The sequence below is a fragment of the Arthrobacter sp. K410C genome (genome assembly GCF_059090105.1).
Map to the genome: position 1 here is coordinate 22,843 of NZ_JBNHFJ010000001.1, position 13,072 is coordinate 35,914.

Consider the following 13,072-nt stretch of genomic DNA (forward strand, 5'->3'; position numbering starts at 1 on the left):
AGACCCTAGCCCCGCACCGCTCCGGAAAGGGCGAAGGAACTGCCGGACCACCTTGCCACAATGATGTACAGGGCCAGGACCGGCAGTGAATAGAGGATCGAGAATGCGGCCAGCTGGCCGTACGCGACTGCCCCGTGCTGTCCGAAGAAGCTGTAGATGGACACGGCGGCGGGCTGCCGCGTCTCGGACAGCAGCAACACGAACGGGACGAAGAAGTTCCCCCACGCCTGGATGAACACGAAGATAAAGACGACGCCAAGGCCCTGGCGCATGAGTGGCAGCACGATGGTGCGCAGCGCCGTCATCCTTGAGGCACCATCCACCCAGGCGGCCTCCTCCAGGGACACCGGCACGCCATCCATGAAGTTCCTGGTCATCCAGATGGCCATGGGCAGTGTGGTGGTGGCCATGAAGAATATGGTGGCCGGCATGGAGTCCAGCAGTTCCAGCTGGACGAACAGTCCGTACACCGGAACCATGATGGCCGTGATGGGCAGGCAGGTGCCGAACAGGACCGCGTACAGGAACGGCGTGTTGAACCGGGACCGGTAACGGGACAGCGGATACGCCGCAAGCACGGCGGCCACCAGCGTGACGGCCCCGGTCCCGGCGGACAGCACCATGCTGTTCCACAGCGGCTGCAGCAGCAGTTCCGGGGTCAGGACGGCGGCGAAGTTCTCCAGCCCGGGCTGCCGCGGAACCCTGGTTTCGTGTCCGGCCTGCGGGTCCAGGGAACCCAGGACAAGCCACAGGAGTGGCAGCAGGAAGCACGCCCCCACCAGCAGCAGGACCAGGTCCGCCGGGGTGGTGCCGCGCCTGCGGCGGGGTGGCAGCGCCTGCACCCCGCGGGGCGGCAGCGTCCTGGCCGGGGCGGTCATGTCCGCGGCTCCTTCAGCAGCCGGATGTACACCACGCCGAACACAGCGCCGATCAGGATGAGCACGGAGGCCACTGCCGTCCCGTACCCGATATCACCGAACTTGAAGGCCTCCTGGTAGGCGAGGATGGGCAGCGTGGTGCTGGCGTTGGCCGGTCCGCCGGCCGTCATCACCCAGACAAGGGTGAACACCGCCAGGGTCTGCAGCGTGATCAGCATCAGGTTGGTGGCGATGCTGCCCCGGATCATGGGCAGCGTGATGAAGACCAGCCGCTGCCAGCCCCGGGCGCCGTCCATCTGGGCGGCCTCCGTTACCTCGGTGGGAACGTCGTTGAGTGCGGCCTTGTACACGAGCATGGAGAAGGCCGTGCCACGCCACACATTGGCCAGCATCACGGCCACCATCGGGAACGCATACAGCCATTCCGGCCTGCCGAAACCCAGGCTCCCGAGCAGCTGGTTGAGCGTCCCGTCCTTGCTGAAGTACGCGTAGGCGGCGAAGGCAGCCACGATTTCGGGCAGCACCCATGCGGCCACCACGGCCGTTCCAACGACGGACGAGACCGCAGGGCGTGCCCGGCGCATCAGTACTGCGATGGCCAGGCCCAGCAGGTTCTGGCCAAGCACCGCAGATCCTCCCACGAACAGGACCGTGAGCCACAGGGAGAGCGGGAAGACAGGGTCCGTGAGCAGCCGCTGGTAGTTTTCCGGGCCCACCCATTCAGGATTCCTCGCGCTGCGGCCGGTCAGTCCGGCGTTGGTCAGCGAGGCCTGGAAGGCCCAGAGCACGGGGCCGGCGAGGAACACCAGCAGGAGCAGGACGGCAGGAAGGACCGGCAGGTAGCGGACCAGCTGCCGTGCCCGGTGGCTCAGCAGCACAGGCTACTTCCGGACGGTCTTGTCGCCGCCCACTATATCCGTGACTGCTGCATCGTAGTCGGCGGCGGCCTGCTCGGGCGTCCGGCTGCCGGTGATGACCGCCTCGGTTGCCTCCTGGACCGCAGCGGAGATCCGGGGGTAATCAGACGTGGCCGGCCGGTACCGGGTGACCTTTACAAGCTCAGAGACATCCTTCACGAAGGGGTTCGCACCCTGGTAGCCGGGGTCCGCGGCGACGTCCGTCCGGACGGCGATCTGCGAGCTCTCCACGGTGAAAGCCAGGGAGTTCTTCTGGTTCAGCGCCGTGGAAAGGAACTTGAACGCCAGGTCCGGCTCCTTGGTTTCGGCGCCCACGGCCAGGGTCCAGCCGCCGGACATGCTGACTGAGCCGGGAGCGTCACCGTTCTGGGTGGGGAACGGGGCCACTCCCATGTCCTCTTCGTAGCCGGGCCAGGCGTAGCTGCCGCCCTCCTGCCAGAACGACGGCGCGTAGGAGCCTTCCACGGTGGCGCCCAGCTTTCCGTTGGGGAACCATTCGCCGAACACCTTCTTCCAGACGTTCGCGTCCAGTGCCTCCGCGGGCGTGACGGCCAGCTGTTCGTCATAGAGCGTCTTGAGGAAGCCCAGCGAGTCCTTGAACCCGGCCGAACCGACTACCCACTTCTTGGATTCCTCGTCGTAGAGGCTGGATCCGGTGCCGTAGAGCAGCTCGTAGAACCCCTGCATGACGGTGCCCTCGCCGGTTCCCTTGCCCGCGTACATGTTGAACGGGATGGCCGAGGGATCGTTGGCTTTGATCTTCCTGGCGGCGTCGAGGATGTCCTGCCAGCTGCGCGGCTGCCAGGGCTCACTGATGCCTGCGGCCGCGAGGACTTTCTTGTTGTACCAGATGGCCCGGGTATCGGTGCCGAGCGGCACCGCGTACGTGCCGCCGTCGTCCGCGCGGCCCGCTGCCTTGGCGGCGTCGTCGTATTTGTCCCAGTCCTCCCACCCCTCAAGGTGGGAGTCAAGCTTCAGGAGGTAGCCGGCGTCGACGTCCGAGCGGACCTTGAACGTGTCCTCGTAGAACACGTCGGGCGCGGTGGACGGCGAGCGCAGGGCGAGGGCCAGTTTGGTGCCGTAATCATCGTCGTTGCCCTGGATGGGCTGAAGCTCAACCGTGACGCCCTGGTTCGCCGCTTCGAACTCCTCCTTGGCTGCCTGGAACATCGTGTCCAGCGCGGTGAAGGAATCCGTCTTCTGGTAGGCGACTTTCAGGGTCTTGGACCCCTCATCCGGAGTACCCGGACTGCAGGCCGCCAAAGCAACCAGTGCCGCAGCGAATAATGACACGTTTTTCAGGGCCCGGCGACGCATGGTGCTCCATTCAGTTAATGCTGCGGACCCCGTTGTCAGCGGGCCCCAGCCGCGGCAATAAGCACATGCTAGATGGGTCGGATGCCGCAATCAAGGCACTGGTCCAATGCGTCGGATCAGCTCTCCAGGAGCAGCCGCTGGGCGCGGGGGGCAAGGGTGTGTTCAAGCACCAGCGAGGCGGCGCCAATGGCACCCACGTCCTCCCCCACCCCGGTGCCCACCACCTCGATGGGGTGGATCAGCCGGGCCGCACTGTTGGCGTCCAGCACCGGCGGGACCTTCGCCAGGAAACGTTCTGCCATGCCGCTCCAGAAGGGGCCGCCGAAGACCACCCGCTCCACGTCAAGGGTGTTGGTGACCACCGATACCGCCCGGGCAACCAGCACGGCGGACTTGTCGATGATGGCTGCGGCGCGCTGGTCACCGGCGTCGGCCAGTTCGCAGAGCCTGGCGAAGCTTTGCTGGATTTCGGCGCCGCTGTTCCCGGAACGGGAGCTGTCCAGGATCCCTGCAGCCTCGGCTTCCGCCACGAGGACCTGGGGGATGCAGGAGGATTTCACGCAGCCGCGCAACCCGCAGTCGCACTGGGGCCCGTCCGGGTCCACCACGATGTGGCCGATTTCGCCGGCATTGCCGGACGTTCCCCGCACCACTTCGTCATTGAGTACGATGCCGCAGCCGATGCCGGTACCCATGTACATGAAGACAAAGCTGCCGGCCCCGCTGGGCCCGCCGGCCCATGTTTCAGCGACAGCCGCGCTGGTGACGTCCTTGTCCATCAGGACCGAGTAGCCCGTGGCGTCCGACAGCGCGTTGCGCAGCTCCACGCGGTCCCAGCCCGGCAGGAGCGGCGGGTCCACCACATTCCCGTTGTCCAGGTCGATGGGACCCGGCGCCGCGACCCCGAGGCCGGCGATCCGGTCCCGGTCTACCCCGGAGTCCTCCACAAGCTGGGCGATCTCGGCCGCGATGGTGCTGATCACAGCGGACGGATCATTTCCTCCCGGCGTCCGGATCCGGGAGTGCCGGACAACGGCCCCCACCAGGTCAAGGACCACGAAGGTTGTCACGGCCGGATCAAGGTGGACGCCCAGGGCGTACATGCCGCGGGGGTTGAGGCGGAGGATGGTGCGCGGTTTTCCGGGCCCGGTGCCTTCCTTGCCGGCCTCCACGATGAGGTTCTGGTCAAGCAGCCGGCGGGAAATGTTGGAAATGGTCTGCGGAGACAGGCCCACGATCTGCGCGAGTTCAACCCGGCTGAGTCCGCCCGAGGACCTGCGGATGGCGTCGAGGATCACCGTGAGGTTGAAGTCGCCCATCCGGGGCAGGTTTGTTCCGCGCCTCGGTGAGGATTGGCGGATCTCGGTCACGGTGTCCCCTAAACTTCTTCGGCCACGTGGTTGTGGTGCTGCTTGAATCGTACGTTACGCGTGGACGCAGCCCCATAGGGCGCGACGGCGGTGCGGCCTACTTTGCGCATACATTTACCGGACCTTGCGTACCTTTACCGGAACTTGTGCTTGATGCTCCGGGTCACCAGGAACTTCGGGTTCTGCCCTTTGACCTCAGTGGGTCCCACCTGGCGCTCCAGCGCCGGCAGGTAGGGCAGATGCCGGTTATACACGGTCCACAATTCGCCTTCCGGAGCCAGCACCCGCCCTGCGGCTTCAATCATTTTCAGCCCGGCACCGGCATGCACGCCGGCCCCGACGTGGAACGGCGGATTGAGCAGCACCAGGTCGGCGCTGCCTGCCTCCATGGTGCTGAGCGCGTCATCCTGCAGGACGCGGATGCGCTCCTGCAGGCCGTTAGCGCGGGCAGTGGCCAGGGCGGAGGCCACGGCAGCGGCCGACTGGTCCGTGGCGGTCACGGTGGATCCGGGTGAATTCCTGGCGTACATGGCGGCGAGGATGCCCGTTCCGCAGCCGAGGTCAACAGCGTGGCGGGCCGGTTTCATGGCCGGCAGGAAGGTCAGCAGGAACCGGGTGCCGATGTCCAGTTTCGGGCCGGCAAAGACGGCCCCGTGCGCGGCGACCTCCAGGTCCAGTTCGGCAATATGCCCGACAACGGGAAAGCGCTCCGGTTCTTCGGTTGCCTTCACACCGGTGGCAAGGATGACACGGGACTTTTGCCGGGCGAGCTGCGGCTGGACCAAATCGAAGTATCTTTCCAGGACAGCATTCATACCGAGGGACATGTGTTTCACCCGGCCCCCGGCCAGCAGGATCACTCCTGCGGGCGCATGCCGGGCCACCGCAGCCACAATCTCCTCCAGCTCCGCCAGGGTCTTCGGCAGCTGCAGGAGCACGGCGTGCGCGTCTGCCAGGAGCCCGGGGCCAAGTGGCACCTGCTCAAAGGCCGGCACCGTGGCGGTGCCGCCGTCGTGCCCAGAAGCCAGCCACTCCGCCGCGTTGAGGCGCAGCGCCCGCTCCCCCGTGATCAGGTCCTGGTGCACGCGGACGGCTGCCGGCTCCAGCACCGCAAGCGCGCCGAGGGTCAGTGCGCCGTAGCGGTCACCGATGACAGCCACCTGGCTGCCCGGGACAACATGCTCCCGGGCAGTGTCCAGCAGCAGCCGGTCCGTGGCGTCCCACGCCTGGAGGTTGGGGGCCTCGACGTCGGGCCGCCGCCGGAGCAATTGGAAGACATCCTCGAGACGGTTGGTTGCCACTGATGCTGCTTTCTGCTGGTCCTGGGGCCCCGGCCTGCGCTCTTTGTGCCTGCGAGCGGGGTCAGCCCCACGTTACCGTCTCCGCTGCGGGAGCTATTCCGGGCAGTTTCAGGATGGCGGCCACGGCCGCACGGCCTGCCCGGTTGGCACCAATGGTGGACGACGACGGCCCGTAACCCACCAGGTGGACGCGCGGTTCGGCGGCCACCTGTGTCCCGTCCATGACGATTCCGCCGCCGGGACCGCGCAGGTGCAGCGGCGCCAGATGCTCAAGCTCCGCGCGGAATCCCGTGGCCCAGAGGATGACGTCGGCTCTCAGGAGACTCCCGTCTGCCAGGCGCACGCCGTCCGGCTCGATCGCCGTGAACATGGGTTGCCGCTCCAGCGCGCCGCGTGCCGCCGCAGCCCGGAGGGCGGGCGTCCAGATCAGCCCCGTCACCGACACCACGCTCTGCGGCGGCAGCCCCTTGCGGACCCGCTCCTCCACAAGCGCCACCGCGTCGTGTCCCGCCCGAGAGTCAAACTCCGCATCCCGCCACACCGGTTCCCGCCTGGTGAACCAGCTGGTGGAGGTCACCCGCGAAATTTCGTCCAAAAGTCCGACGGCGGAGATCCCGCCGCCCACGACGATGACGTGCAGGCCCGCGAACTGCTCGGCGGCCACGTAGTCCGCCACGTGGAGCTGCGTGCCGCGGAAGGTGGACTGCCCCGGGTAGATGGGCCAGAACGGCCGGGTCCAGGTGCCCGTGGCGTTGATGACCGCCTTTGCCGCCCACTCGCCGTCGGAAGTGGAAATCTCCAGCCTGCCCGCCGGGCCATCGTCTTCACGGCTGACCGAGCGGACCTTCACGGGGCGCCGGACGGCAAGGCCCAGTTCTTCCTCGTAATCCCGGAAGTAGCGGGTCAGGAATTCGGAACTCGGTTCGGAGGGGTCAACGGCGGGCTTCGCGATGCCGGGAAGGTCGCTGATCCCGTTGACGCTGGCCATCCGAAGGCTCCTCCACCGGTGCCGCCAGGCACCTCCCGGTCCTTCTTCGGCGTCGAGCACCACGTAGTGGAGCCCGCGGCGCTGCAGATGGTAGGCGGCTGAGAGCCCCGCCTGGCCCGCTCCGATCACGACGACGTCGACCCGGGCAGAATTCACTCCCCCATGATAGTCCGGCGGGGGGTTCCGGCTTTAGGGTAGGCCCAAGGGACCGGCCCGGAAGGGCACGGCAAGGTCACCCGGGGCGGCCCGGGCTGTACAGGAAGGCAGCCACCATGACGAGAGACCACGGTGCGGCAGCAAAACTGGCCAGGGCAATGGGCATCGTGCTGGGAACGGACCAGATACCACTGCGCCTGAAGGCCTGGGACGGCTCCGAAGCCGGCCCAGAGGGGGCACCCGTCCTGGAATTCCGTTCCCGCCGGGCCCTGCGCCGGATGCTCTGGTCACCAGGGCAGCTGGGGCTCAGCAGGGCTTACGTTGCCGGCGAGATCGATGCGCCCGGGGACGTCTTTGAGGCGTTCTCGGCGTTGAGTTCGGCCGGAAAGTTCGCCGAACCCGGCCCGTTCCGGCCGCCCACCCCCGCTGAACTCTGGTCCCTGGTCCGCACCGCCATCCGGCTGGGGGCCGTGGGCCCCAATCCGGCGCCACCGCCCGAGGAGGCACGGATCCAGCGCAAAGGCAGGCTGCACTCGCGCCGCCGGGACTCGGCCGCCATCTCACACCACTACGACGTCGGCAACGACTTCTACGCCCTGGTGCTGGGACCATCAATGGTTTACTCATGCGCCGTCTGGCCAGGGGATACCGGGGCTACGCGGGGCCCGGCCACAGGTGCCCGCCTCGTGGAGGGGCTGGACGCCGCCCAGGAAGCGAAGCTGGACCTTGTCTGCCGGAAACTGGAGCTGAAACCCGGAATGCGCGTGCTGGACGTGGGCTGCGGCTGGGGCAGTTTCGCACTGCAGGCGGCGGGAAAGTACGGTGCCACCGTGGTGGGCGTAACGCTTTCGGCGGAACAGGCCGTGCTGGCCCGGAAGCGCGCAGCCGACGCCGGGCTGACGGACAAGGTGGACATCCGGGTCCAGGATTACCGGGACATTCCAGACGGGCCGTTTGACGCAATCAGTTCCATCGGCATGTCTGAGCATGTGGGGCGTGAACAGACCCCCGGCTACGCGGCGGCACTGTTTGCGCTGCTGCGGCCCGGCGGCCGCCTGCTCAATCACGCCATTTCCTGGAACGCCGGTCCCACAAACCCGGACCCGGATTCGTTCATCCCCCGGTATGTCTTTCCTGACGGTGAAATGATCAGCCTCGGCGAGATGGTCACAGCCCTGGAGTCCGCCGGTTTCGAGGTCCTGGACGTGGAGGCGCTGCGCCGGCACTATGCCTTGACGCTGCGCGCATGGGTCCGGCGGCTGGAAGAGAACTGGGACCAGGCAGCCGCGCTCGCCGGGCTGGGCCGCGCCCGGGTGTGGCGGCTGTACATGGCTTCCAGTGCTCTGGGTTTTGAGAACAACCTGACCGGAGTGAACCAGGTCCTGGTGCAGCGGCCGGGCGGGGAGGAACCTCCACTGCGCCGGACAGCCTGGCTCTGACACCCACTCTGTCCTTAAAGCAGAAGAGGAACCATCCTTGACGGATGGTTCCTCTTCTTTTTCTCCTGATGGAGGATTGCGTGGAGCTGAGGGGACTCGAACCCCTGACCCCCTGCATGCCATGCAGGTGCGCTACCAGCTGCGCCACAGCCCCGAACTCTTGCCGTTCCGGTCGAATTCCCCGGAGCAACCTGACCAGCTTAATGCACTTTTGCGGCTGCGCCAAATCGGGGAAATCTTGGGGGTACGGGGGCTGCTGAGGGGGTATGAAACCCGTCCTGGGGACCGCATCCGGAGTCCGCGTACACCCAGGTAAAAAACAAAAAATCCGCCGGAATCATACGATTCCGGCGGATTTGCCCGGTGGAGCTGAGGGGACTCGAACCCCTGACCCCCTGCATGCCATGCAGGTGCGCTACCAGCTGCGCCACAGCCCCGGATTGTTGCTGCTCTTGCAAGCTTTTCCGGGTGTACCCCGAAGCAACTCAAATATCTTAGAACAGCAATTCCGAAAATTCCAAATCCGGAATATTCGCCGTGCTGGTGCGGCGGCTACTCGCCTTCGGAAGCTGCCGCTGCCTTCGCGGAGGCGTCATCACCGAGCTGGAGGTCCACCACGGGGCAGTCCTTCCAGAGACGCTCTAGTGCGTAGAACACCCGATCCTCTTCATGTTGGACATGGATCACAATGTCGGAGTAGTCCAGCAGGACCCAGCGGCCACCCGAGCGGCCTTCACGGCGCACCGGCCGCAGGTCCTGCTTGGCCAGCTCTTCCTCGATGCCGTCAACAATGGCGTTGACCTGGCGTTCGCTCGGCGCGGAGGCGATGAGGAACACGTCTGCCAGCGCCAGCCGCTCACTGACGTCAAGGGCCACGATGTCCTGGGCAATCTTGTCCGCGGCTGCCTTTGCGGCGGTGCGGGCTATGGTGATGGATGAATTCGATGCAGTCACGGGACTCCTTGTTGATTAAAAGTGTGGGGGGCTCGCCGGTCAGCTGGACATGCCGCTGACGATCAGGAAAATGCCGGAGACGAGGGCCACGATGCCGAAAAGCAGGATGCAGAGCTGCAGTACCCGGTTCCGCTTTGCCCTGGCCAGCCCGGCGGTGGCAGCGTCCAGGGGGTCCAGCCCGTAGGCCGAGCTGGCTGGGACCCTGGGCAGTTCCTCGACGAGTCCCTCGGACTGGTCTTCCGGGAAGACAACAGCCTTGGGACGGGTGGCCGCGCGGGCGGCAGCCTCGGCACGGGCGATGACCTGCGATCGGCCGGATGCGCTGTCCGCCGCAGCCTGGTTGGAACGGCTGGCCGGACGCCGCTGCTTCCCGGTGCCGGCAGGCTGGACCTTCGTACCGGGGCGGGTTGCAACGGGAACGTGGGAAGTGGCCGGGGGCTTCATCACGGGGCGGTCAACGCCGGGCACCTGCACGAACTCAAGCGGAGTGACCATGGCCAGGTTACTGGCTGTTGACGGGCCGGGCCGCACCCGGGAAGCGGTGTCTTTGGAGGCCGGATCCTTCCCCGGGACCGGTGGCGTGCCGGCCTGTTCGGCGAGTTTTTGCTTGGCCAGGGCACGGCGGTTCATGACGGCGGCGCGTTCGGCGAGGGCAATCTGCTCCGCCAGGATATCGGGGTCCACCGCTTCCGGATCCGTGGAGGCAATGTGCTCCATTTTGGCAATCTGGTTCCTGGCCTGCTCCGCGATCAGGGCCCTGGCGGCAAGGGCCTGCTCGACCGTCATTCCCTCAGGGCCGCCCGAACGGGCAGGGGCAACCGGCCCTCCTGCGGCGGCGGGCGGGTTCTTCGAGGCGAGCGGGGTCTTCGCGGCAGGCGGGGTCTTTGCGGCGGGCAAAGCAGCGCCTTGTGCTGCCTCCTCCTTCCCGTCAGTAGCGGCGGCGGGTCCGGAGGCACCGGCCGAAGGACCCACGGCAGGCGGCACGATGGGGTTGGCGGCGGTCAGCGCCTGTTCCTTGAGCTGCTGCAGGCGGAGCTGGCGGCGGGTGGGCGGACCACCGGCGGCGAGCTGGCCTTCTTTTTCTTCGAGCTCCTTGATGGTGCGCAAGGCTGCGCGGTCCCGAGCCCGGATCTGGGATGACCGCTGCATGGAGGCCGGTTCGGCAGTCTTGGCGGAAGCCGCCTCCCCGGCGGCAGCAGGAAGGCTCGCATCAGGGCCCGGGCCGGCCGGGCGCTTGGTGCCGGGCAGCGTGGCAGGCTGCCGGTCAGTGGCAGGGGCCAGCAGCTCCGGGCCTGTGGACACGGTCGCCTGCTGGGCATCCCTTGCCTTCCGGAGTTCCCGGCGGCTGCGGATGGGGGGCTGTTCCTGACTCATTGAGAACTCATTCAGTACTGGCTGGTTCACGTGCTTCGGCGGATGGCTGGTTTCGGCCCGCCGGCACCTGGGCATAGAGACCGTACTTGGCGATGTACTGCACCACGCCGTCCGGCACCAGGTACCAGACGGGGTCGTGTGCCGCTACCCGGGCCCGGCAGTCTGTGGACGAGATGGCCATGGCGGGCACTTCGAGCAGGCTCACGTCGTCCCGCCCCATGCCGTCCAGCACATGGCCCGGCCGGGTGACGCCAACGAAATGGGCCAGCGACCACAGTTCATCGATGTCCTTCCAGGACAGGATCTGGGCCAGGGCGTCCGCCCCGGTGATGAAGAAGAGATCCGCGTCCGGACGCTGCGCGCGCAGGTCACGGAGGGTGTCAATGGTGTAGGTGGGGCCGGGACGCTCGATGTCCACCCGGCTCACGGTAAACCGCGGATTCGAGGCCGTGGCGATGACCGTCATGAGGTACCGGTGTTCGGGCTCGCTGACCTGCTTGTGGGACTTCTGCCACGGCTGGCCGGTGGGGACGAAAACCACCTCGTCCAGGTCGAACTCGGCGGCAACTTCGCTGGCTGCAACCAGGTGGCCGTGATGGATGGGATCGAATGTCCCACCCATCACGCCCAGGCGCAGCCTGCGGTGGGGGCCGCTGTGGCGCAAAACGCGGGAGATGTTAGTGGCCCTGCCCGTGATCGTGCTTGTTCGGGTGCTGGCGGTGCGGATCCGCGTGCTCTTCGGTGGCAGAGTGGCGGTTGCCCAGGTTCTTATAGGAGAGTGTGACGAACATCAGCACCAGGAAGATGGCGAAGATAACCACGCCGAAGACCCACGGCTCAGCCCACAACGGCGCGAGTTCGTGTTCTTCGCCTTCGGCGACGGTCATGGCGATCTGCTGGAGCAGCATGTTCTCCCCTAGAGTTTCAAAGGTTGGTGGCAGCGGAAAAGTCCGCTGCTTTCTGGCGTCTGGTCTATGTTACCGCGTTGCTACCCGCGGACTTGGCCCTCGCCCTGCACGATCCACTTGGTGGTGGTGAGTTCGGTCAGGCCCATCGGACCGCGGGCATGCAGTTTCTGCGTGGAAATGCCCACCTCGGCACCCAGCCCCAGTTCCCCGCCGTCGGTGAACCGCGTGGACGCGTTGACGATGACGGCTGCCGAATCAACTTCGGCGATGAACCGTTCAGCGTTGGCCAGGTTGTTGGTGAGGATGGCCTCGGTGTGGCCGGTGGACCAGGCACGGATGTGGCTGACGGCCTCATCGAGGCTGTCCACCATGGCCACCGCCAGGTCGAGGTTCATGTACTCCGTGCCCCAGTCCTCATCCGTCGCCGGTTCCGACTCGATGGAGTCAGGCAGGGCGGCGCGGATGCGGTCGTCCGCGTGCAGCCGTACCCCGGCCTTGCTCAAGGCGGCAGCGACGGCGGGCAGCACGGTGGACCCGGAGTGGACCAGGAGCGTTTCAACAGTGTTGCAGACGCTGGGCCGCTGGGTCTTGGCGTTGAGCAGGATCTCCACGGCCATCTCTTCGCCGGCTGATTCGTCAATGAAGATATGCACGTTGCCCTCCCCCGTCTCGATGACGGGGACGGCGGAGTTATTGACCACTGTCTGGATGAGGTCGCGGCCGCCGCGGGGAATCAGGACGTCCACCCTGCCGCGGGCCCGCATGAGGACGTTGGCGCCGGCGCGTCCGTACGGGTCCACGGTCTGCACGGCGTCGGCAGGCAGGCCCACGGATTCGAGGGCCTCGCGCAGCACCCGCACCAGCACCTCGTTGGTGGCCTCCGCAGCGCTGCCGCCGCGCAGGATCACGGCGTTGCCGCTCTTGAGGGCCAGGCCGGCGATGTCAACGGTGACGTTGGGGCGGGCTTCGTAGATGGCGGCCACCACGCCCATGGGGACATTCACCTGGCGCAGGCGCAGGCCGTTGGGCAGGGTCTGGCCGCGGACCACGTTGCCGACGGGGTCCGGCAGGTTGGCCAGGTTTTCCAGTGCTGCCACCAGCCCGGCGATACGGGCCTCGGTCAGGGTCAAGCGGTCAAGCATGGCAGCAGAGGTGCCGTTGGCCTTGCCGGCGGCGACGTCCCTGGCGTTGGCGGCCAGGATTGCCTGGGCGTTCTCCTCCAGGGCGGCGCCCACTGCCCGCAGCGCCCGGTCCTTCCAGGCACGGTTGGCCATGGCCATCCGGCGGGCGGCGGTGCGTGAGCGATCCGCGATGGCGTGGACTGCGGCCTGGACGTCCGCATCGGAGAGCGGAACCGAAGCGGATTCCGGCGCTGCTGCAGGCGTGACCGGCTGCGCACCGGCAGCGGCAGCGTCTACGGAATTGTCAGCAGTGTTGGAAATCAGGGCCTCAGTCATGTTCCCAGTTTAG

Annotated in this window: 12 protein-coding genes and 2 tRNA genes; 1 reads left to right on the forward strand and 13 read right to left on the reverse strand. The window is 66.9% G+C overall.

Annotated elements, in window-relative coordinates; genetic code table 11:
* Positions 1–5: 5 nt before the first annotated feature.
* The 6 genes from AC5RU7_RS00155 to AC5RU7_RS00180 form a co-directional block, all read right to left on the reverse strand.
* Positions 6–878: a carbohydrate ABC transporter permease gene (locus AC5RU7_RS00155; RefSeq protein ID WP_494050609.1), complete on the reverse strand. Its 873-nt coding sequence runs from the start codon at positions 876–878 to the stop codon at positions 6–8.
* On the reverse strand, positions 875–1,756 hold the full coding sequence (locus AC5RU7_RS00160) for a carbohydrate ABC transporter permease (protein ID WP_494050610.1): 882 nt from the start codon (positions 1,754–1,756) through the stop codon (positions 875–877). The genes AC5RU7_RS00155 and AC5RU7_RS00160 overlap by 4 nt, the downstream gene beginning before the upstream one ends.
* Positions 1,757–1,759: 3 nt before the next feature.
* Complete coding sequence (locus tag AC5RU7_RS00165; protein ID WP_494050611.1) at positions 1,760–3,112, reverse strand: extracellular solute-binding protein; 1,353 nt, start codon at positions 3,110–3,112, stop codon at positions 1,760–1,762.
* A 116-nt stretch (positions 3,113–3,228) separates the two neighbouring features.
* Positions 3,229–4,431, reverse strand: coding sequence for an ROK family transcriptional regulator (locus AC5RU7_RS00170; protein WP_494051326.1), 1,203 nt, complete (start codon positions 4,429–4,431; stop codon positions 3,229–3,231).
* Between the two features lie 185 nt (positions 4,432–4,616).
* On the reverse strand, positions 4,617–5,783 hold the full coding sequence (locus AC5RU7_RS00175) for a class I SAM-dependent methyltransferase (protein WP_494050612.1): 1,167 nt from the start codon (positions 5,781–5,783) through the stop codon (positions 4,617–4,619).
* Positions 5,784–5,844: 61 nt separating this feature from the next.
* Entirely contained in the window at positions 5,845–6,927 is a 1,083-nt protein-coding gene (locus AC5RU7_RS00180; protein ID WP_494050613.1) for an FAD-dependent oxidoreductase, read from the reverse strand.
* Positions 6,928–7,043: 116 nt separating this feature from the next.
* Here AC5RU7_RS00180 and AC5RU7_RS00185 point away from each other — a divergent pair, with 116 nt between their 5' ends.
* Complete coding sequence (locus AC5RU7_RS00185) at positions 7,044–8,366, forward strand: class I SAM-dependent methyltransferase (protein ID WP_494050614.1); 1,323 nt, start codon at positions 7,044–7,046, stop codon at positions 8,364–8,366.
* An 81-nt stretch (positions 8,367–8,447) separates the two neighbouring features.
* Here AC5RU7_RS00185 and AC5RU7_RS00190 read toward each other — a convergent pair.
* The 7 genes from AC5RU7_RS00190 to AC5RU7_RS00220 form a co-directional block, all read right to left on the reverse strand.
* Positions 8,448–8,520 (reverse strand) — tRNA-Ala (locus AC5RU7_RS00190).
* A gap of 210 nt (positions 8,521–8,730) precedes the next feature.
* A tRNA-Ala gene (locus AC5RU7_RS00195) sits at positions 8,731–8,803 on the reverse strand.
* Between the two features lie 115 nt (positions 8,804–8,918).
* Complete coding sequence (rsfS, locus tag AC5RU7_RS00200) at positions 8,919–9,320, reverse strand: ribosome silencing factor (RefSeq protein WP_479771346.1); 402 nt, start codon at positions 9,318–9,320, stop codon at positions 8,919–8,921.
* A 39-nt stretch (positions 9,321–9,359) separates the two neighbouring features.
* The gene (locus AC5RU7_RS00205) at positions 9,360–10,694 is read right to left on the reverse strand and encodes a hypothetical protein (protein ID WP_494050615.1); all 1,335 of its coding nucleotides are present in this window, start codon (positions 10,692–10,694) and stop codon (positions 9,360–9,362) included.
* A 7-nt stretch (positions 10,695–10,701) separates the two neighbouring features.
* Positions 10,702–11,358, reverse strand: a complete 657-nt coding sequence (nadD, locus tag AC5RU7_RS00210) for a nicotinate-nucleotide adenylyltransferase (protein ID WP_494050616.1) — start codon at positions 11,356–11,358, stop codon at positions 10,702–10,704.
* Between the two features lie 13 nt (positions 11,359–11,371).
* Positions 11,372–11,602, reverse strand: coding sequence for a hypothetical protein (locus AC5RU7_RS00215; protein ID WP_494009386.1), 231 nt, complete (start codon positions 11,600–11,602; stop codon positions 11,372–11,374).
* Between the two features lie 80 nt (positions 11,603–11,682).
* Positions 11,683–13,059 carry a glutamate-5-semialdehyde dehydrogenase gene (locus tag AC5RU7_RS00220; protein ID WP_494050617.1) on the reverse strand — a complete coding sequence of 459 codons (1,377 nt, stop codon included), beginning with the start codon at positions 13,057–13,059 and terminating at the stop codon, positions 11,683–11,685.
* Between the last annotated feature and the right edge of the window lie 13 nt (positions 13,060–13,072).